The 19,385-nt window shown below is 65.9% G+C and carries 18 protein-coding genes; 7 read left to right on the forward strand and 11 right to left on the reverse strand.

The features are described 5' to 3' along the window. Positions 1-338 precede the first annotated feature (338 nt). From JWN03_RS13895 to JWN03_RS13905, 3 genes are read right to left on the reverse strand one after another with little or no spacing between them, the layout of a single operon-like run. A complete protein-coding gene (locus tag JWN03_RS13895; RefSeq protein ID WP_297614420.1) occupies positions 339-533 on the reverse strand; it encodes a hypothetical protein in 195 nt (64 codons plus the stop codon). A gap of 45 nt (positions 534-578) precedes the next feature. Beyond that, complete coding sequence (locus JWN03_RS13900) at positions 579-2,294, reverse strand: AMP-binding protein (RefSeq protein ID WP_297614421.1); 1,716 nt, start codon at positions 2,292-2,294, stop codon at positions 579-581. Further along, positions 2,291-3,943, reverse strand: a complete 1,653-nt coding sequence (locus JWN03_RS13905; RefSeq protein ID WP_297614422.1) for an AMP-binding protein — start codon at positions 3,941-3,943, stop codon at positions 2,291-2,293. Before JWN03_RS13905 ends, JWN03_RS13900 begins: the two co-directional genes overlap by 4 nt. 62 nt (positions 3,944-4,005) lie before the next feature. Here JWN03_RS13905 and JWN03_RS13910 point away from each other — a divergent pair, with 62 nt between their 5' ends. Then, positions 4,006-4,881, forward strand: a complete 876-nt coding sequence (locus JWN03_RS13910) for a helix-turn-helix transcriptional regulator (protein WP_297614423.1) — start codon at positions 4,006-4,008, stop codon at positions 4,879-4,881. 20 nt (positions 4,882-4,901) lie between these two features. Here the strand turns inward: JWN03_RS13910 and JWN03_RS13915 are convergent, their stop codons facing one another. Together JWN03_RS13915 and JWN03_RS13920 are read right to left on the reverse strand one after the other, a co-directional pair. Further along, positions 4,902-5,252: a ribosomal subunit interface protein gene (locus JWN03_RS13915; protein ID WP_297614424.1), complete on the reverse strand. Its 351-nt coding sequence runs from the start codon at positions 5,250-5,252 to the stop codon at positions 4,902-4,904. Between the two features lie 85 nt (positions 5,253-5,337). Further along, positions 5,338-5,817, reverse strand: coding sequence for a winged helix-turn-helix transcriptional regulator (locus JWN03_RS13920; protein ID WP_297614425.1), 480 nt, complete (start codon positions 5,815-5,817; stop codon positions 5,338-5,340). A gap of 54 nt (positions 5,818-5,871) precedes the next feature. Between JWN03_RS13920 and JWN03_RS13925 the strand changes: the two genes are divergently transcribed. Continuing rightward, on the forward strand, positions 5,872-6,402 hold the full coding sequence (locus tag JWN03_RS13925) for a PaaI family thioesterase (RefSeq protein WP_297614426.1): 531 nt from the start codon (positions 5,872-5,874) through the stop codon (positions 6,400-6,402). A gap of 32 nt (positions 6,403-6,434) precedes the next feature. On the opposite strand, the gene JWN03_RS13930 is transcribed toward JWN03_RS13925, so the two are convergent. Next, a complete protein-coding gene (locus tag JWN03_RS13930; RefSeq protein ID WP_297614427.1) occupies positions 6,435-7,643 on the reverse strand; it encodes a UDP-N-acetylglucosamine--N-acetylmuramyl-(pentapeptide) pyrophosphoryl-undecaprenol N-acetylglucosamine transferase in 1,209 nt (402 codons plus the stop codon). Between the two features lie 419 nt (positions 7,644-8,062). Here JWN03_RS13930 and JWN03_RS13935 point away from each other — a divergent pair, with 419 nt between their 5' ends. The 3 genes from JWN03_RS13935 (at position 8,063) to JWN03_RS13945 (ending at position 10,716) form a co-directional block, all read left to right on the forward strand. Continuing rightward, on the forward strand, positions 8,063-9,136 hold the full coding sequence (locus tag JWN03_RS13935) for a polyprenyl synthetase family protein (protein ID WP_297614428.1): 1,074 nt from the start codon (positions 8,063-8,065) through the stop codon (positions 9,134-9,136). Between the two features lie 294 nt (positions 9,137-9,430). Then, positions 9,431-10,282: a hypothetical protein gene (locus JWN03_RS13940; RefSeq protein WP_297614429.1), complete on the forward strand. Its 852-nt coding sequence runs from the start codon at positions 9,431-9,433 to the stop codon at positions 10,280-10,282. Continuing rightward, positions 10,279-10,716, forward strand: coding sequence for a hypothetical protein (locus JWN03_RS13945; RefSeq protein WP_297614430.1), 438 nt, complete (start codon positions 10,279-10,281; stop codon positions 10,714-10,716). The genes JWN03_RS13940 and JWN03_RS13945 overlap by 4 nt, the downstream gene beginning before the upstream one ends. A 1-nt stretch (position 10,717) precedes the next feature. Here JWN03_RS13945 and JWN03_RS13950 read toward each other — a convergent pair whose 3' ends face one another. Beyond that, on the reverse strand, positions 10,718-11,530 hold the full coding sequence (locus tag JWN03_RS13950; RefSeq protein WP_297614431.1) for an SAM-dependent methyltransferase: 813 nt from the start codon (positions 11,528-11,530) through the stop codon (positions 10,718-10,720). A 34-nt stretch (positions 11,531-11,564) separates the two neighbouring features. On the opposite strand from JWN03_RS13950, the gene JWN03_RS13955 reads away from it, so the two are divergent. Both JWN03_RS13955 and JWN03_RS13960 read left to right on the forward strand, forming a co-directional pair. After that, on the forward strand, positions 11,565-12,740 hold the full coding sequence (locus JWN03_RS13955; RefSeq protein ID WP_297614432.1) for a cytochrome P450: 1,176 nt from the start codon (positions 11,565-11,567) through the stop codon (positions 12,738-12,740). A gap of 395 nt (positions 12,741-13,135) precedes the next feature. Beyond that, a complete protein-coding gene (locus JWN03_RS13960; protein WP_297614433.1) occupies positions 13,136-14,638 on the forward strand; it encodes a condensation domain-containing protein in 1,503 nt (500 codons plus the stop codon). Positions 14,639-14,714: 76 nt separating this feature from the next. On the opposite strand, the gene JWN03_RS13965 is transcribed toward JWN03_RS13960, so the two are convergent. Genes JWN03_RS13965 through JWN03_RS13980 form a run of 4 tightly spaced genes read right to left on the reverse strand, consistent with a single transcriptional unit; the run spans position 14,715 to position 19,361 of the window. After that, on the reverse strand, positions 14,715-16,928 hold the full coding sequence (locus JWN03_RS13965; RefSeq protein ID WP_297614434.1) for a GAP1-M domain-containing protein: 2,214 nt from the start codon (positions 16,926-16,928) through the stop codon (positions 14,715-14,717). Next, positions 16,925-18,115: a hypothetical protein gene (locus tag JWN03_RS13970; RefSeq protein WP_297614435.1), complete on the reverse strand. Its 1,191-nt coding sequence runs from the start codon at positions 18,113-18,115 to the stop codon at positions 16,925-16,927. The genes JWN03_RS13965 and JWN03_RS13970 overlap by 4 nt, the downstream gene beginning before the upstream one ends. Before the next feature lie 10 nt (positions 18,116-18,125). Continuing rightward, the gene (locus tag JWN03_RS13975) at positions 18,126-18,272 is read right to left on the reverse strand and encodes a hypothetical protein (RefSeq protein ID WP_297614436.1); all 147 of its coding nucleotides are present in this window, start codon (positions 18,270-18,272) and stop codon (positions 18,126-18,128) included. 9 nt (positions 18,273-18,281) lie between these two features. Further along, positions 18,282-19,361, reverse strand: a complete 1,080-nt coding sequence (locus JWN03_RS13980) for a serine/threonine-protein kinase (protein ID WP_297614437.1) — start codon at positions 19,359-19,361, stop codon at positions 18,282-18,284. Between the last annotated feature and the right edge of the window lie 24 nt (positions 19,362-19,385).

Here is a 19,385-nt window from a genome sequence, read left to right on the forward strand (position 1 = left end):
GGCATTCGTTTCCCCGACTGTGAATGTCAGCCCGTGCTCGACGGCGATCGCAGGAGGGGTATTCGATGACTGTGCACGCCAGGGTGATTCGGCCGGACAGCGGCCGTGGGCAGCACTTGCTGGAAGCGGGCGATCTGCTCAGGAACCGTCGTCATCAGATGCCCTCTCCAGTGAGCTGCCACGGTTCGTGAGCTGGGTAAACAGGCTCATACAGGGCAGAGCCCCAGTGTACGCCCGATCGACTACCGGCCCTCGGCATTCACCGCGGGATCGGCCGGCGACCTTGCAGGGGGCGCCGGCCGAATCCGGTTGGTGCACAGCGGCCCAGTCGGATCAGTTCACGGTTTCAGGAAGGTGGCTGCGATCCCCCAGAACCGGTCGCGGTCCACCGAATGGAAATCCCACGTCTCGGCGATTTGATGTGTCGCGCTGACGATGCCGGATACGTCGAAATCGTCGCGGGTAGCAGTGCCCTTGTCCTCGAGGGCGGCGATGACGTATGCGGTGGCGGTCTCCACACTGTGGGGCAGCACGCAAGGCTCCAATCGGTCGTCGGAATGAGGTTGCGGTATAAGGGACTACGGCTTCGGATCGGAGAGAATGTCCTCGTATCGGTACTCGGTGGGTATGGCTGTCCCCGTCGCGTGTGCCTGCTCCTCGCGGTGGCGCAGGTCGACGCGGCGGATCTTGCCGGAGATGGTTTTCGGTAGCTCGGTGAACTCCACGCGGCGCACCCGGAGGTAGGGCGCGAGGTGGTCGCGGGCGTATTCGAGGATGGCGCGGGCGGTTTCGCGATCGGGTTCCCAACCAGCGGCCAGCGAAACATACGCCTTGGGTACCGCGAGGCGAGTGTTGTCGGGTTGCGGGACGACCGCTGCTTCGACCACGGCTGGGTGCTCGATGAGCACGCTTTCCAGCTCGAACGGCGACACCTTGTAGTCGGAGGACTTGAAGACGTCGTCGGTACGGCCGATATAGGTGATGTACCCGTCGTCGTCGCGTGAGGCGACATCACCGGAGTGGTAGAAGCCCCCCGCCGTGACAGCGGCATTGCGTTCCGGATCGCCCAAATATCCGGTCATCAGGTTGACCGGAGTGTAGCCCAGGTCGAGGCAGATTTCGCCCTCATCAGCGAGTTCTCCGGTGAGGGGGTCGACCAGTATGACGGGCACACCCGGGGCCGGTCGGCCCATGGAACCGGGCTTGACCTGCTGTCCGGGCATATTGCCCACCTGCAGCGTGGTCTCGGTCTGTCCGAAGCCGTCACGAATAGTCAGTCCCCACGCCTTCTCGACCTGGGTGATGACATCCGGGTTGAGAGGCTCACCGGCGCCGAGGATTTCGCGCAGACCGGCCGGTCGCTCGCCGAGATCGGCTTGAATCAGCATGCGCCACACCGTCGGCGGGGCGCAGAACGTGTTCACCTCGGCCCGGCGCAGCTGATCCAGTAGGGCCGCGGCGTCGAAACGGGCGTAGTTGTAGACGAATACGGTCGCCTCGGCGACCCAGGGAGCGAAGAAACAGCTCCAGGCGTGCTTGGCCCAGCCGGGTGCGCTGATGGCCAGATGGACATCGCCGGGGCGCACCCCGATCCAGTACATGGTGGTCAGATGGCCGACCGGATAGCTGATCTGTGAGTGCTGCACCATCTTCGGCTTGCTGGTGGTGCCGGAGGTGAAGTACACCAGCAGCGGATCGTCCACCGCGGTGACGGCGGTGAACGGACCGCTCGACTCGACCGTCGCGGCACCGCTGTAGGAGTGCCAGCCGGATACCGTCTCTCCCACCGCGATTCGAACGTACTCCCCGGGCACCTCGTCGAACTTGGCGGTGTCGCCGGTATTGACGATGACGAATCCCGCACCGCCCCGGCCGATCCGGTCGGTGAGATCCTCCGGGCCGAGTGCGGCGGTGGTCGGCATGATGACCGCGCCGAGCTTGGCCACCGCCAGCATGGTCTCCCAGAGTTCCGCCTGATTGCCGAGCATGAGCATCACCCGGTTGCCCTTGCCGACGCCGAGCCCGGCCAGCCAGGTCGCCACTCGATCCGAGCGCGTGGCCATGTCGTCGAAGGTGATGCGCTGCTCGTCGCCGTTCTCCTCGACGATCCACAGCGCGGGGCGGTCATTGCCGCGGGCGATGACGTCGAACCAGTCGGTGGCCCAGTTGAAGAGGCCGGTCAGCTGCGGCCATTCGAAGGTGTCCACCGCCGTGCCGTAATCGGTCGCGGCCGCGACGAGCTGGTCGCGGGCGGCCCGGTAGGCCTGGGTATTGGCGCCCGATGACTCGGTCATGCCTGCTCCTCTGTGGACTGCTCGAGCAGTCGAATGGCGACTTCGCGCATCTCTATCTTGCGGACCTTGCCGGTCACCGTCATCGGGAATTCGTCCACGACATGCACATACCGGGGGATCTTGTAGTGGGCCAGCTGTCCGGCGCAGAACTCGCGCAGCGTCTCGGGGGTGAGTGGGGTCGCGTTCTCGCGCATGTGAATCCACACCATCAGTTCCTCGCCGTATTTGGCGTCGGGCACGCCGATCACCTGGGCGTCGAGAATGTCGGGATGGCTGTAGAGGAACTCCTCGATCTCGCGCGGGTAGATGTTCTCGCCGCCGCGAATGACCATGTCCTTGATGCGGCCGGTGACCGCGATATACCCGTCCGAATCCATGGTGCCGAGGTCGCCGGTGTGCATCCAGCGGGCGGAATCGATGGCCTCCGTGGTCTTCTCCGGATCGTTCCAGTAGCCGAGCATGACGGAGTAGCCGCGTGTGCACAGCTCACCCGTGGTGCCGCGCGGTACGGTCTGCCCCGTCACGGGGTCGACGATCTTGATCTCCAGATGCGGTCCGGCCTGGCCGACGGTGGCGGTGCGCTGTTCGACGGTGTCGTCGGTGCGGGTCTGGGTGGAGACCGGTGAGGTTTCGGTCATTCCGTAGCAGATGCTCACCTCGCGCATGCCCATTCGATCGATGACCTGCTTCATCACCTCGATCGGGCAGGGTGATCCGGCCATGATCCCGGTGCGCAGCGAGGACAGATCGTAGGTGTCGAATTCCGGATCGGCGAGCTCGGCGATGAACATGGTCGGCACGCCGTACAGCGAGGTGCAGCGTTCGGCGGCAACGGCTTCCAGCGTGGCGCGCGGCTCGAACGAGGGCGCCGGAATGATCATGGCCGCACCGTGACTGGTGGCGGCCAGATTCCCCATCACCATGCCGAAGCAGTGGTAGAACGGCACCGGAATGCAGATGCGGTCCTGTTCGGTATAGCCGCACAGCTCGCCGACGAAGTAGCCGTTATTCAGAATATTGTGGTGGCTGAGCGTGGCGCCCTTCGGGAATCCCGTTGTGCCCGAGGTGTACTGGATATTGATCGGATCGTCGGCCGACAGCGCCGACTGCGCGAGCGTCAACTGCTCCGGATCATCTGCCCGGCCGGTATCGAAGAGCCGCCGCCACTGCGGGCTGTCGAGCAGCACCACCTGTTCCAGTTCCGGGCAGTCCGGTCGCACCTCGCCGATCATGGCCGCATAGTCGGAGCTCTTGAAGACGGGTGCGGCGATCAGCGTGTGAACTCCGGCTTGTCCCAGCACATACCGCAGCTCGTGCGCACGATAGGCGGGATTGATGTTCACCAGGATCGCGCCGATCTTGGCTGCGGCGTACTGCGTCAGCGTCCACTGGGGGCAGTTCGGCGCCCAGATGCCGACCCGGTCGCCCTTGCCGAGCCCGGTCGCCAGCAGCCCCAGTGCCAGTGCGTTCACCTCCGCCGCGAACTCGCGATAGGTCCACCGGATGCCGGTGCTGTAGTCGATCAGGGCCTCGCGGTCCGGGAACCTGGCGACCGTGCGGTCCAGGTTCGCGCCGATGGTATCGCCGAGCAGCGGCGCGTCCCAGACCCCGAAGGAATAGCTCACCGGCGGGAGCCGGTCCATGCTCATGCTCACTTGGCTAGGATTCACGTCACACTCAAGCGCCGACTACCCCCGGAAAGGGGTACCCGATGAGTCAGACCCCCGAGGGGCTGTTGCGTCCGCGTGACGGCGACGCCTTGCGGTCCGAGCTGCGGCAGCTCGCCGCGCTGTCCAGCGCGCCGGTGGTGTTCGGCGGTGCGGTGCACGCGGGCACGCTGGTGCTCAGCGAGTTCGTGGGGACGCGAACGAACCGTATGCGGGGCTTGGCGGTGGCGCCGAGTTCCGGACTGGGCGGGAGCGCGGTCGCCACCGGTAAGCCCCGCTCGGTGGCGGACTATCGATCGGCCTCGACGATCACCCACCAGTACGACGGCGCGGTGCTCGGTGAGGGTTTGCGCGCGGTGGTCGCGGTGCCGGTGGTGGTGAGTGGTGAGGCGCGCGCGGTGCTGTACGTCGCGAATCGGGAGTCCGGTCCGATCGGGGACCGGATCGCCGATGAAATGGTGCAGGCCGGTCGTCGACTGAGCGTGGAGCTCGCGATCCGCGACGAGGTGGATCGGCGGGTGCGGTTGCGCCTGGCGCACGAGGTGGCGCAGGCACAGCTGCTGTCCGGTGCGGATGTGATGGTCGCCGAACAGCTCCGGGATCTGCACGCGGAATTGCGTGGCATCACCCCCACTGTCTCCGATGCGCAGGCGCGCAACAAATTACGGGATGTCACGGAGCGGTTGGCGCGACTGGTGTCCGGTGTGGCGGACCCCGATCAAGAGGTGACGCTCGCGCCCCGGGAGCTCGACGTGCTGGCCCAGGTCGCCCTGGGCTGCACGAATCTCGAAGCGGCGCTGCGGCTTTCGTTGCGCGCCGAGACGGTCAAGAGCTACTTGCGCAGTGCCATGACCAAACTCGGCGCGCATACCCGGCACGAAGCGGTGGTACGAGCTCGCCGCCTGGGCCTATTGCCGTGAGTTTCGGTGTGCCCGGAATCTCAGCGGGCGGCCATGTGGCGGATGGTTTCCCCGCCCTTGGTGTGGTGTAGCCGGCCGAATCGGCTGTCGAGCAGGTGAGCCATGCTTTCGGCGGCGCCGATATACGCCTCTTCGACGGTCGCCGCGCGGTGCCGGACCGCCACCGGAGGCTGCCCCTTGGGCCGCGCCTCGAGATTGCACTGTTTGTCTTCCGATCCGCCCTTGTGGCCGTTCACATCCGTGATGTGGGCCTCGACGCGGGTGAGATGGTCCGCGTAATAGGTCAGGATCGATCCGATGGTGTCCTGCGCCTGCTCGATGAGGGGCGCGCTGCCGCCGATGTGCTTGTCGGCGAAGACCTGGATTTGCATGGCATCTCCAAACTCTGGAATAGCCGAGTACTTGCTGACGTCTCCGACACTACCTGTTTTCGGGCCGATCAGTCGGTTGTGAACGTCACTCGTCAACAACACTGCCGGAAGGTATTGTGCGCAGCGGGTTTTGCCGGTTGACAACAGGACTGAGGTCCCGGCCGGTATCGGAGAGTTGGTGGCCGTCGGCGCAGCAGAGCACCGCGCGCACGGGGGCCCCGCATTCGGTGTGCGTGACCGACAGCGGCGGTCCGCCGGGTCCGGCGAGGTGCTTGTCGCCCCATTGCATGAGTGAGGTGAGGACCGGTTGCAGCTCCCGGCCCGCTTCGGTGAGGCGGTACTCCTGCCGAGTGCGGGAGCCGGGTTCGCGGTAGTCGTGCAGTTCCAGCACGCCGGCATCGACGAGTGTGCGCAGCCGGCGGACGAGTACGGCGCGCGGCGCGCCCGTGGCCTCCTGGATGGCGTCGAACCGGCGAACGCCGAGAAAGACCTCACGCAATGCGAGCAGCGCCCATTGCTCGCCGATCACCTGTAGTGCGGCCGCCACCGAACAGTTCCGTGCCATGCGCCGAGTATATCTGCATTCGCATTATGAACTCAGGGTGTTAGGGTCGAGTCCATGACGATCACGACCGAACCGGCCGCCACCTCCGAGTCCTGGGGTGAGTTGCGCAGCAAGACCGTGTACTGGCACGACCCGAAGGTCGCGCTCGAGGCAGCCCCAGGTCGCACCGGGCTGGAGTACCTCACCGCCATGGCGAACGGCGAAATCCCGGGCGCACCCATCGGCGGCCTGCTGGGTATGCGGGCCGTCAGCGCGAGCGCCGGCGAGATCGTCTTCGCCTGCACCCCGGACGAATCCATGTACAACCCGATCGGCCTGGTGCACGGCGGCGTCGCGTGCACCCTGCTCGACTCCGCGGCGGGTTGCGCCGTGCATACGACGCTGCCCGCGAATGTCGGCTACACCTCGATCGAGATCAAGGTGAACTATCTGCGCCCCATCCATGCCCACACCGGTGAGCTGATCGTGCGCGGCTGGGTCACCAAGCCGGGCCGGCGAGTCGCCTTCGCCGAAGCGGATGTCCGCGATGCGGACGGCGCCGTCCTGGCCACCGCCACCAGCACCTGCCTCATTCTCGGCGGCTGATCCACCGGCGTTGTCGCTGAGCAGGTTTCGGGTCAGCGGGTGGCCAGGTCCAGCACCGCCAGCGCGAGGTGTTCGGCGGCGTCGGGATGTCCCATGGCGCGAGCGGCGGCGGAAACCGCGCTCCGCGAATCGGTTTCGGTGAGCAATCCGAACAGCGCCGTGCGCAGCCCGGCGGCGGTGGCTTCCTCGCCGATGAGCGCCCGCGCCGCGCCCTGCTCGGCGAGAATACGGGCATTGCGGATCTGCTCACCGCCGACGGAATGTGGGTAGGGGATCAGTACCGAGGGCTTGCCGAGGGTGGTCAGCTCGGCGAGAGTACCTGCACCGGAACGTGATACGACCACATCGGCCAGGGCCAGCACATCGGGGAGCTCGGCGCCGAGGAAATCACGGACCAGATACCGGTCGCGCAGCTCTGCCGGAAGCGCGGCGGCGCGCTCACGCACCTGATCGTAGGAGAGCCGTCCGCACTGGTGGATCACATTGGCGACGGTCAGCAGTTCCGGCAGGATTTCCGCGATGAGGTCATTGATCTGCACCGCACCCTGTGCGCCACCGGTGATGTACACGGTGGGCAGCTCGGGGGAGTAGCCGGTCCACTCCAGTGCGGGTGCGGCTGCCTTCGGATCGCCGGTGGTGAGCTCGGGCCGAATGGGGTTGCCGGTGACCAGCGCCCGGGTGCGGGCCTTCGCGGGCAACAGTGCGACGGAGGCTGCGGAGCTGAGCGCAATGCGATCGGCCGCGCGTGCCAGCAACTGATTCGCCTTGCCGATGCCGGTGGTCTGTTCGTGAATCACCAGCGGCCGTCGCCGCAGCGCCGCGGCCATGCCGATGGGCGCGCAGACATAACCGCCGGTGCACAGCACCGCATCCGGGCGAAATTGCCGCACGACCGATTGAGCGGTGAGCACGCTCAACGGCACCCGCGCGGCATCCTTGGCATTGGCGGCGTTCAGCATGCGCAGCGGATTGCGATCACGCCGCAGCTTCCCGGCTTTGATTCCGGTGAAGGCGATCTCGTTCTCGCCGGCTACCCGCTGCTCGAGACTGTCCGGTGTACCGACCCACAGCACGGTTGCCGTCGCACCCGCCTCCGCGACCAGATCGCGCAGCGCCCGAACGGCCGCCACCGCCGGATAGGTGTGCCCGCCCGTGCCGCCGCCGGCGACAATCACGCGAACGGCGCGGTGCGCGCCGACACGCCGCAAAATTGTGGCGCGGTCGAGTGCGGGATCGGGCATGTGTCGAGCCTCCTGAATGTGGGTTGCTGTGCAATACACCCGAAAGGGTGCGCGGCGCAACGATGTGCTGTCGGAGCGGTGACTTCCGCCGTTGCGGGGCCGGTGCCACGTCCGGCTCAGGTTATCCCGATGCCGGTTCCGATGGTCGCTCGTGCAGGTACTGGTCGGTCTGCGGAGATTGCGAGGTGTTGGCTATCAGCCAATGGGCCTTTACCATGAATGTGATTCGGATCATGGTGGTGCAGTAAGCAGTGCAATCCGTCCAGCGAGAGGGCCCGCGCATGAAGGCCTGCACGTGGTCCCCGCCGGCTCCTCCGCACCTCGAGCGATCCCCTCGCCTTTCGCCCCAGGAATCCCCGACTCGTTGACCACGAGATCAATTCGGCGACAACGTTTTCGAAGAGTAACCGGAGGTGGCCATGACTTCGTCGGCAGCGGCAGATCCCGCATTCGATACCGGAATGCCCTGGGAAGGGGGCGACGGGGCGGCGCAGATCCTTTCTCGTGCACACCAATTGACGAAACCGCTGCTGCGGGCGGCGGTGGATACGCTGCCCGCGGAGCTACGGCTTCCGATCGGGTATCACCTCGGCTGGTGGAATGCCGGCGGCGTCGCGGCGGTCGCCGAATCGGGTAAGGGGCTGCGGCCCGCGTTGGTGCTGGCCTCCGCCCGGGCCGCCGGTCAGCGGGGGGATTCGGAGTGGTCGGCAGGGGCCGTGCATGCCGCGGCCGCCATCGAACTGGTGCACAACTTCACGCTCATCCACGACGACGTGATGGACGGCGATGACATGCGGCGCGGCCGCCCCACGGTGTGGCGGGTCTGGGGCATCGACGATGCCGTACTCGCCGGTGATGCCATGCACGGCTTGGCGATCTGGACGCTCGCGGGAGCTCCGGTCGCTGCGCTGACCGGTATCGCCCGGCTGGAGGAGGCCGTCATCGAACTGTGCCTGGGTCAGCACTCCGACTGTGCCGCCGAGACGAAAACTGAAGTGACACTGGACGAATGCCTGGAGACCCTGCAGCACAAGACCGGCGCGCTACTCGGCTGCGCCTGTGCCATGGGTGCGCTCTGCGCCGGTGCCCGGCCGGAGGAGGTCGAGGCGATGGATCACTTCGGCCGCGAACTGGGCGTGGCGTTCCAGCTGGTGGACGATCTCATGGGCATCTGGGGCGATCCGGCACGCACCGGTAAGCCGGTCGGCAATGACCTGTTGCGGCACAAGCGAAGTCTGCCGGTGGTGGTGGCGCTCGAATCGGGTACCGCCGCCGGGCGCGAATTCGCCGAGCTGTACTGCTCGGACGAGCCGCTCGACGGCCGGTCCGCCGTGCGCGCCGCCGATCTGATCGCTCGGGCCGGTGGCAGGCGCTGGGCGCAGGCCGAATCGATCCGCCATGTGCGGGCGGCCAAATCGTGTATCGCCGGGTACGGCGGCGGTGCGAAGGATCTGATGCAGCTCGCGGATTGTGTGGTCGAGCGCGACCACTGATCGATAGCGCACACGCGGCAGTGTCCTATTTGTTCCATTTACCGCCCGGTCGAGAATTCGACCGGGCGGTATTTGTTGCTGGACAAGGCTTTTCCGCAAACTTTTGCAGTAAGCCCGCTTGACACTTCGCCATGGGACTTTAGTAATCAATTCACCGGATTCCGTTGCTCCAAAACTACTGGACTGTCAGGATATCCAGCACGCGGTAACTCGGCACGATACGAGTCGCCGTCTAAATACGTACCGGGCGTGTGTTTTTCGCTATTCGTGCTGCATTTTCTCAGGAGTTCCACCATGACGACGGGGCCTCTCGCCGAGTCCGGGCCATTGCCGGCGCTCGGTCGGGAATCCACCCGAGAATTGGTGCGGGAATTGGTGAATGCCGCAACATCCGCACATACCGGACTATTGCGCGTGGCCGGTGAACCGGGCGGCGATCTGCATTTCCGGCAGGGCCACATTGTCGCGGTCGATTCGCCCGGCGCACCCGGTGTGCGCGAACTACTTTCGCGGCCCGGTCGCGTCTGCGCCGGTGCGGCCGACCTGCGCGTGGTCGCCCTCATGGCGGCGCTCGACGGCGCATTCGCCATTACCGCCGGTTGGGTCGCCGACTGTAGCTGGCACGACCTGCCCGAAGCCGCCGATCAGCCCGGCGACCGGGAACCCGGGGTCGAGCCGGCCTGGCTGCTGCAGGAGACCGATCGGCGGCTGATCGCGCTGGCACACGGCCGAGTGTCCCCGCATCGCAATCACCTGGTGCTCACCGACAGCGGTCGCGCGGTGCTCAGCGGTCCGGGCAGCGCTCTCGAAGTCCCCGGTCACGCACAGCGGCAGGAGATCCTGCTGTGGGTGAACGGCCGCCGCAGCTGCCGGGATATCGCAATGCTGCTGTGCCGCAGCCTGTATGCGGTGACGGTCGAGGTCGTCCGCATGCTCGATGCCGACCTCATCGGCATCACCGCCCTGGAGCGCGCGCAACCCCAGGCGGCCGAGTCCGCGCGCGGCGGCGCCGTCAGATCGATGCTGCCGCGCCGCCGCCGCGGGGCCAGCGGCATCAATGACACACTGCCGCCCCGCCCGCCGCAGCCCGCCACCCGTGCCTATCAACGGACCGCCATCGTGCGGAAATCAGAAAGGACACAATGAATACCTCGAACGCGACAGGTCCTGGAAGTCTGTCCGACCGAATCGGAGTTCTGGTCAAGACCCTGCGATCGGAAGTCCCGGAGTGCCTGGCCGCCGGTGCGATCGATATGACCACCGGAATGCTGCTGGCCGTCGAGACCGTCGACAATCATCCGCAGGAGGTACTCGATCTGCTCGCCGCGGCAACCCTGGATCTGTTCCAGGGCCGCAATGTGGTGATGATCGAGGACATTTGGAAGGAGCGCCGCGGAGTCCGATTGGATCGGCACTATTTCCAGGAGATTCTGGTCAACAGCGATAACCTGACGCACCTGTTCGTACGCACGGAGAGTCGCGAAGATGTGGTCATCGTCGTCGTCTGCCGCAAAACCGTGAATGTCGGCATGCTGTTCGCGCAAGCCCGGCGCGTACTGAAAGACGTCGGCCGGCTCTGAGCTACGAGATATGCGCGACGCCGCCGAGCATGGAGACGGCCTCCGCGCGCGGATGCGGCCGCCATTCATCCGGCCGCCATGCCGTCACCGAGGTGATGCCCGGCGCGACCATTTCGAATCCGGTGAAGAATTTCGCGAACTCGGCGCTGGAGCGGAGCTGGAAGGGAACTCCGCTGCGCAGATTGGCCTCGCTGGTGCGCGCCAGGTCCTCATCGTCGAGGAAGTCGTTGGTGGCATGCGACATGACCAGGTGGCTGCCCGGCGGCAGCGCGTCGCAGAGCGTGCGCACCAGCTCGTAGGGGCGGGTGTCGTCGGTGAAGAAGTGCATGATGGCGACCAGCATCAGCGCCACCGGCTTGTTCAGATCCAGAGTGGCCAGCAGATCCGGATGGGACAGAATCCGCTCCGGATCGCGGAGGTCGGCGTCCAGGTAGGCGGTCGCGCCCTCGGGGGAGCTGTCGAGCAGGGTGCGCGCGTGCACCAGCACGATGGGGTCGTTGTCCACGTAGACGATGCGCGATTCGGGGGCGATGCCCTGGGCGATCTCGTGCACATTGCCCGCGGTGGGCAGGCCCGCGCCGATGTCCAGGAACTGGCGGATGCCGGTTTCGGCGGTCAGGTACGCGGCCACTCGGCGCAGGAAGTTGCGGTTCTCCACCGCGGCCAGCCGGACGGTCGGGAAGGCCTCGGCGACCGCGTCGGCGGACTCGCGGTCGGCGGCGAAATTGTCCTTACCGCCGAGCCAATAGTCGTAACGACGGGCCGGATGCGGTTTGGTGGTGTCGATCCGCTCCGCTGCCGATTCCGAGTTCACTACGCTCCCAATCCAATTCGATTAGTGTTTGCTCATGTCGCGCTACAGCCCATACGACTTCGAAGTTCACGCCGATCCGTATCCCCACTATGCCAGGCTGCGTACCGAGTCTCCCGTCTACCGCAGCGATACCGACGATTTCTGGGCGCTCTCCCGGCATGCCGACGTGCTGGCCGCGCTCCGGGATTCGGAGCGTTTCTCCAGCGTGAACGGGCTGCGGATGGAGCCCGCCTTCTGGGGGCCGCAGGCGGAGCACTTCTTCTCCTTCGTCGCCATGGATCCGCCCAAGCACACCCGGCTGCGCGGTCTGGTGGCCCGCGCCTTCACCGCACACCGGGTGCAGTCGCTGGCCCCGCGACTACGGGAGATCGCGCGCGGCGTGCTGGACCCGCTGCTCGAGCGCGGCAGCTTCGATCTCATGGCCGATTTCGCGGGCCCGTTCCCGACCGATGTGATCTCCGAACTGGTCGGCGTGCCCGAGGCCGATCGCGAAATGATTCGCAAGCTCGGCATGGAGATCATGTACACCGATGAGGAGTCTGCCGATCTGCGGCCCGAGGCCATGCAGGCCATCGGCGCACTTGTCGGCTACTACACCGAGCTCACCATCGAACGCAGTAAGGAGCGCCGGGACGATCTGCTCTCCGGGCTGCTCGATGCCGCCGACGGTGACGACCGGCTGACGCCGGAGGAGATTGTCGGCGTTCTCATCCTGCTCGTGGGGGCCGGTATCGAGACCAGCATGCTGACCTTCGGCAATGCCTGGCATGCGGCCTGGCTGCACCCGGATCAGCGCCGCCTCGCCCTGGACGGGCGCGTCGAGGACTGGATCGATGAGGCCATGCGCTGGGATCCGTCGACGCAGAGCGCGCTGCGCACCACCACCGAAGCCATTTCGCTGCACGGGACGGATATCCCGGCGGGCGCCCGCATGCTGCTGCTCACCGGTGCGGCCAATCGCGATCCGGAGGTGTTCGCCGATCCGGACGCCTTCGATCTGGATCGCGACACCACTGCCTCGCTGGTCTTCGGCAGCGGCCGCCATCGCTGCCTCGGCTCGAATCTGGCGCTGCTGGAACTGCGTATCGCCTTGCAGGAGGTCGCCGCCGCCGTCTCCGACTACGAGATCGACGAGGCGGGCCTGCGCCGCATCCACTCCTCGAACAATCGCGGTTTCGCAAGCCTGCCGACCACCGTCACCCTCCGCTGAGCGCGGCCCCCGAGCTCAGGCGCGGGCTCGGTCTCGGGATGGGGCTCGGGATGGGGCTCGGGTAGCGCTCCGGCACAAGGATTTCGCAAAACGTTGAGCGCGTGCACTGCGGCACCTCTCGCCATCCCGGCATGCTTTTGGCCGGGATCCACCATGGATTCCGGCCACACCATGCCGGGATGACAGGGCGTTCTCGGGCAAGCGCTCAGTTCTGTACGCGGGCCCAGGTTTCCGGGGGCTTGCTAAACGTTCATCCCCTAGTGGTCTGTGTCTCTTTTCTGACCGCCCGGAATAGCCTCGCCTTTGCTACGGTGGCCGAACCGTCGTCCTGCAGTGCTGCCGGATATTTGGGGCGGCGGTGATCTGCATGCACGGCAGCTGAGAGGACGGCGTCAATGTCCCTACCGGTTGCTGCCTGGACGAGCCCGGTGGTGCGTCGTAAACCCGCTGACGTCGCTGAATTCCTGGAAATTGTGGCAGAGCCGAAGCCTTTGCGGCGCATGCCACGCGCACCGAAAATCCCATTGGCTCCGGCCCAGGAACGCATGTGGCATGCGGCCGCCGCCGGCTACTCGGCTGACTGGAATGTTGCTCGTGCGTTTCGTATTCGTGGACAGGCGGTAAATATTGCCGCGCTGGTGGCAGCCCTCGACGATGTGATGCGGCGGCACGCGCCGCTGCGCACCTGCTATCCGGCCACCGCGCGCGGGCCCATCCAGGTGGTCATGGATGCCGATGTGGCGCGGATCGAGGTGGCCGTGGTCGACAGCTTCGCGGGGGAGCTCACCGAGCGGCTCGCCGAATTCAGCGGCGACGCCTTCGATCTCGCCACCGAGGTGCCGATCCGGGCTCGCGTCTATCGGCTCGGCGCGCGGGATGTGGTGCTGGCCCTGGTGATTCACCACATCTCCTTGGACGGCGCCTCGATCGGGCCGCTGCTGCGGGATCTGGTCACCGCGTATGGGGCCAGGACCGCGCGGCAGGAGCCCGCCTGGCCGCCGCTGCCGGTGGATTACATCGACTACACGCTGTGGAAGCACGAGTACCTGGGCGCGTACGAGGATCCGTGCAGCCGGGCCAGCACCCAGCTGCGGTACTGGGCCAATAATCTTGTCGGTCGCCCCATGCCGCTCGAATTGCCCTATGACAGAACATGTTCAGTCCACCGCGAGGCCGCCGGGGATCTCGTTCAGGTGCGGCTCGACGCCGATATCCACCGGGATCTGCTGTGCCGCGCACGGCGGGCGGGTTCGAGTGTCTTCATGATGCTGCAGACCGCCTTCGCGGTGAGTGTGGCGGCTCTCGCGAAATCGTCGGATGTCACGGTGGCGACCGCGGTCTCCGGTCGGGATGATCCGCTGCTCGCCGATATTGTCGGCAATCTGGCCGACGACGTCCTCATGCGCATCCGCCTGGACCGCGCCGCCGATATGACCGAACTGCTCGAGCAGGTCCGCCGGGTTGCGCTGGCGGCCTTCGCGAATCCGGATACCTCCAATCCCCGGCTGCTGCGCTGCCTCCCGCAGGACCCGAGCCACCCGCTCTTCCAAGCCACCCTGATCCTGCAGCGCGCCGAGGCCGATACGCCCGGAGCGGTGGCAGGCCGCGGGCTGACGGTGACCGAGGTGCCGACCGGCGTGGTGCGCGCCAAACACGATCTGGAGTTCGGGCTCACCGAGCATTACGACCACACCGGTGCGCCCACCGGCATCGACGGCCCCTTCCTCTACCCGATCGCACTGTTCGACCGCGAGACCGCCGAGCGCTTCGTCGAAAAGTTCCACGCCACAGTGCGATTGATCGCCACAGGCTATGACGGCCCCCTCACCCCGCTACTGGACAGCGCCCCGCGCCGCCGCAGCCGCCGCGCCGGCCGCCCCCGCCCCACCTCCTGCTGAACAGCATCTCTGAGCATGCGTGCTGTAGCCCCTCGTCATGCCGGCATGCTTTTGGCCGGGATCCACACGAACTACTTCAGCGCCCGAACAGCGTGCGCCGCGCTTTCTTCGGCCGTTCGAGTGGCTGTAGTCGCGGGGGATGGGCCGCGGTGGGGTCCAGGCTCACCAGATTGGCGATGCGGCGCGGTAGGTCGAAATGGATACGCAGGTAGGGCCATCCGCCTGCGAGGACGGTGACCAGCTCTTCCGTGGCCGGTTCCAGCGCGCAGACCGCATGCAGCAGGGTGAGCGGTTCGAGATCGCGCTGCCGGGCGCAGGTCGTAATCAGGGCGGGCAGCTGCTCGCGCGATACGCATCCGAGAATCTGCTGCAGCACCGGCGCGCCACCGGCGGTGGTGGATCGGCCCGACATACAGGCGGCGACGAACTCCATATCGGAATCGATTGCGGCGCGCAGGATCTCGAAGTTCTCCTCGATTATCAGCGGGTCGTCGTCGGCGGCGTGGATGATGCCGGACACCTCGGCCTTCGTCCAACTGCCCCTGTTCCGGCTGCGCTGGAACATACTGTGGCGCAGCCGAGAACGCGTCGGTTCCGGCTGCTCGGCATCGAGCACGGTCAGGGTCTCCAATGCCTGCGGCAGGCCGAGAGTTCGCCGCAGTGCGGGCCATGCGGGTTGTAGCGCTTCGACCAGCTCCGCCGGTTCCGCGCGCACAATGGTGACGGCCTTCATGAGTTCGAAGGCGTCAACGCCCGTATAGCGCATGCACTCGGTGATCAACGGCGCCAGGCGATCAGCCGGCGCACAGGCCATGAGCTGTTCGAGGAGATAGCGGTCGCGGCTGGTGCAGGAGGCGTTCACCATGAGCTGCGCGACGATCGGCAGATGGGTGTACATGGCGCTGCGCAGCAGCTGACTGCTGCCGGTGTGCACGGCCGGATCATTGATCTCGGCGCGTACCGTCTCGTACACCAGGGCTCGATCGCGGGATCCGATGGTGAACTCGCGCAGGGCGCGATGTTGTTGCAGCCGTTCGACAACCAGGCTCCGATCGGCGGCTTCGCCGGTGGTCCAGTCGTGCTGTAGCTGCGGCCATACGGTTTTCGCATCGCTCGCGGTGAGCGTGCCGGTCTCGAGCCGCTGAAATGCCGAGGCGGTCACGACTTCGCTGATATCGAAGCCGAGCTGATGGGCGACCTGTGTGGCGCGGTTGCGGCGGCGATTGTCGTTCATGACGCACTCGATCAGCGTCTGTTCGAAAGCGGTACGCACACTCGGCAGGTGGTCCATATGCGCCAATGCTGAGGTGACACCGGTCTTGTCGAGAGCCAGATGGATCGCGCGCCGGGCGATCGTGGTGTCGTCGAACCACTCCGGGGCCAGGCCGGGGTCGGTGATCACCTGCACCAGCTGGGCATCGTCGAGCAGTGCGGGATCGACCGTGCGCAGGTGCTGCTGGTAGCACCACTGCCGGATTTCGTGCACGGTCGCGAGTTCGGAGGGCAGCGCTATACCGGCGCGGCGGTGCTCGACAATGGTCCGGCCGAGGTTCTGGTAGGTGTCCCCGGGTTCTTCGGCGGAGCTGTCCGGGTTGATGGTGACGCGATCGGGCGGCGGGGTGTCGCGGCCGATGGCGGTCACGATCGACAGGGCTTCGGACGGCTGGCCGGGTCCGGTCGAGAATGTCAACTCCCGCAAGGCATCTCGCGGGAGGATCCCGTACAGCGCCTTCATCATGGTGACGGCGTCCCGGGCGCCGGCGACATGCAGGGTGATTCCCGGACCCTGGCCCGCGAGGTGTGCGAGCACCGAGCCGACGAGCACCGGCAGCCACGGGTCCACGAGCGCGGCCGCGGTCGCGGCGGCGAAGATCTGCTCGTCCGGTTCCGGTGCGGGGTCGGCCGGTGGCCAGTGCTCGTTCGGGGAATCCGACCCGTTCAACGACGTCCGCAATTCGCCGGACTCGTGCAGCCACAAGGCCGTAATCCCGTCCAGCGCACCGCATTCACCCGCAATGAGATGCGTGATGCAGGTGCCCGGACGCACATCCGACGGCGTCTTCAGACCCGCGACCGCCAGACCGCGGGCGATCCGGAATTCCAGTACAAAAGATTCGGGTGCCGCCGAGTATTCGCCGTCGGGCAGTGTCACCAGCGAGCCGAGCTCGCGCACAGTCGAACCCAGTGCGGCAGGCCAGTTTCCGGACCGCGCCACGACACCGACTCCGGCGCCGGATGATTCGAGATTGACCAGTGCCCACCCGCACAGCAGTTGCGGAAATCCTGTCATCGGTACGCCCGTAGTTCCTCGATCATGTCCAGCATGTAGACCACCGGATCGGCGGCGCCGTACGGCTTGAATACCGGATACGTGCCATTGCTTCGCTTTCCGCAGCCCACCGCCGAGACCGGGAAGTACATATTCCAGGGGAAGTGGATGGACAGCGCCGAATCGACGGCCGGAAACAGCCGCCGCACCAGGTTTCTGGTGATCTCGCTGCGCTGCACGATCTGGACCGGATCGTAGGAGTTGCCCGAGCCATTGCTGCTCACCGGGCTGTCCGACCAATTCGACGGTGGTGCAACCATATTCAGATCGGGCAGATCGATCAGAGACAGCAGATCGGTCTTGGCGACAATGGTCGAGACGTGCACCCGTGGCGGTTCGATCGGCAGCTGGATGGGGTAGCTGTTGGCCGCCCGCCAGAGCTTGGCGATCTGATCGATCATGAGCGTGGTGCGGCCGACGGTCTGCGAATGTTCGACGACATTTGCCAGGCTCTCCTGATCGTCGGGATCGGCCTGTTCCCGCATGAGCGCCAGATACTGCTTGTTCAGCGTCGAGGGCACCACGAACCACAGGAAATCAGCGACCGCCAAGTGCGGACTCACCCGGGCGGCGACCGCGCCGTCGGCAATATCCTCACCCGCCACATCGATGAAGGCGAGATTGACGGCGCTCGCGGTGTGCACCGAATACACCGTCACCAGCAGGGGTTTGCGCTGCTCCAACCCGGCCCAGGTATGACCCTGCGTATGCCGCTGCGTCGAGGTGGAGATGCCGTCGACAAGGCGGGTCTGCTCCATTGCCATGCGTCGCGGCCCGGTGGCGTCGAGCGCGCGGCGTTCCAGGAGGCGGGCCTCCAGGGCGGTCCAGAGGCTCGCCGATTTGGGGGAGACGATGAAGGAAAACCGGGCGGCGAGCGTCGGATCGTTCATCATCGAGTGGATCATGGAGACGATCAGGTGGCTCTTGGAGGACGCCGATTCGCCGACGAAGCCGATCACCTTCGTCGGATGGTCGAGTATGACCGGATCGATCTCACATCCGTTCGGGCAGCGCAGATTCAGCTTGTCGAAATAGGTTTCGATCTGCTTGGCGTGGCCGCCGTTGCGCTGGCGGATGACGGTGTACCAGCGATTGCGCTCGCGGTCGTAGGTGAATTCGTTCAGGCAGTTCAGGCAGACGGTTCTCACGCTGGATGCCTCACGTGAGCACCGCCAGGGTGAATACCGCGAGTGTGCACGCGAAGCACACCGCGCCCACCCGGAATGCCGTCCAAAGCCAGTACGACGCACGCGATCCCGGGTACACATAGCGCTGCCATGCCATTCCCACCTGTCGATTTCTCACCACTTCACCTCACACGAACTTCCCGGCCTGCACGAGCAACCAGGCGAGCAGCAGGAAGACGAGGCCGCCGAGCAGGATTCCGGCAGTCGCGGCGACCGCGAACAATGCGGCGACATAGCGGTAGTCGTCCTTGGACAGCCCGGCTAGCAGCCGCTGCCGCGAGGCCAGCGCTGGAATCAGGAAGAAATTCCAGGTCGACGAATAGACCAGCGGGTCAGGGCTTTCCACCTCCGGCTCGCGGAGCGCACCGGGGGTCAGCACCGAGGTCTGGGTCTGTCGCAGTTGGTCCGGGCGTGTGGTCCGGGTGGCGTTCGATACCCGTTCGATCGCTTCGCTGAAGTAGTGCTGGAACTCCGCCGCCGACCGGTGCCGCTGCGCCGGATCCGGTGAAAGTGACCGATCCAGCACAACTTTGAGTTCCTCCGGAATGCCGGCCGGGCCGTAGGCGCGGGGGAGTATCTCGGAGCAGACCACGGCGAAGGAATACACATCGCTGAGATGGGTGATCTGCCCGTGGTGCAGATACTCCGGGGCCGAATAGTGTTGTGTGCCCAGTGCGTGCTGGGCCTGGGTGAGGCGCTGGATATTCTCGCGCATCTCGATGGCAATGCCGAAATCGGCGAGTTTCGCGGTGCCGTCCGGGCCGATCATAATGTTCTCGGGCTTGATATCCCGGTGCACAATGTGCTTGGAATGCGCGTACACGAGGCCGCTGAGTGCATCGGTGAGAATTCTGAGCAGACTCGGTAGCGACCAGTTCTCCGGGTGGCGCAGATGCTGGCGTAGGTTCTCGCCCGGAATGAACTCCATCACCAAGAACGGGTAGCGCCTGCGGTTTTCGATGAATACGCCAGCATCGTGCACCATAACGATATTCCCGCAGTTCATCTGCGCGGCAATATGCGCCTCGCGCTCGAACCGCTCCTGCTGAATCCGCTCATCCTGTTCCAGCGGTAGCAGACTCCCGGAATCGAGCACCTTCACCGCGACCCGGCGACGCAACTGCCTGTCCCACGCGTCCCAGACCTCGGCCATTCCCCCTCTGCCGACGAGTTCCCGAAGCTCGTAGCGGCCATTGATCAGCCTCAAGCGCGTGCGATCCCTCCAAGCCCG

It is taken from the genome of Nocardia sp., assembly GCF_025465275.1.
GTDB lineage: Bacteria > Actinomycetota > Actinomycetes > Mycobacteriales > Mycobacteriaceae > Nocardia.

What these genes read in the sequence shown, in the direction of transcription:
- JWN03_RS13960 (WP_297614433.1), top strand. Translation starts at nt 13,136, where the DNA reads ATGTCCCTACCGGTTGCTGCCTGGACGAGCCCGGTGGTGCGTCGTAAA.
- JWN03_RS13965 (WP_297614434.1), bottom strand. Translation starts at nt 16,928, where the DNA reads ATGACAGGATTTCCGCAACTGCTGTGCGGGTGGGCACTGGTCAATCTC.
- JWN03_RS13930 (WP_297614427.1), bottom strand. Translation starts at nt 7,643, where the DNA reads ATGCCCGATCCCGCACTCGACCGCGCCACAATTTTGCGGCGTGTCGGC.
- JWN03_RS13915 (WP_297614424.1), bottom strand. Translation starts at nt 5,252, where the DNA reads ATGCAAATCCAGGTCTTCGCCGACAAGCACATCGGCGGCAGCGCGCCC.
- JWN03_RS13920 (WP_297614425.1), bottom strand. Translation starts at nt 5,817, where the DNA reads ATGGCACGGAACTGTTCGGTGGCGGCCGCACTACAGGTGATCGGCGAG.
- JWN03_RS13935 (WP_297614428.1), top strand. Translation starts at nt 8,063, where the DNA reads ATGACTTCGTCGGCAGCGGCAGATCCCGCATTCGATACCGGAATGCCC.
- JWN03_RS13940 (WP_297614429.1), top strand. Translation starts at nt 9,431, where the DNA reads ATGACGACGGGGCCTCTCGCCGAGTCCGGGCCATTGCCGGCGCTCGGT.
- JWN03_RS13905 (WP_297614422.1), bottom strand. Translation starts at nt 3,943, where the DNA reads ATGAGCATGGACCGGCTCCCGCCGGTGAGCTATTCCTTCGGGGTCTGG.
- JWN03_RS13955 (WP_297614432.1), top strand. Translation starts at nt 11,565, where the DNA reads ATGTCGCGCTACAGCCCATACGACTTCGAAGTTCACGCCGATCCGTAT.
- JWN03_RS13900 (WP_297614421.1), bottom strand. Translation starts at nt 2,294, where the DNA reads ATGACCGAGTCATCGGGCGCCAATACCCAGGCCTACCGGGCCGCCCGC.
- JWN03_RS13910 (WP_297614423.1), top strand. Translation starts at nt 4,006, where the DNA reads ATGAGTCAGACCCCCGAGGGGCTGTTGCGTCCGCGTGACGGCGACGCC.
- JWN03_RS13945 (WP_297614430.1), top strand. Translation starts at nt 10,279, where the DNA reads ATGAATACCTCGAACGCGACAGGTCCTGGAAGTCTGTCCGACCGAATC.
- JWN03_RS13925 (WP_297614426.1), top strand. Translation starts at nt 5,872, where the DNA reads ATGACGATCACGACCGAACCGGCCGCCACCTCCGAGTCCTGGGGTGAG.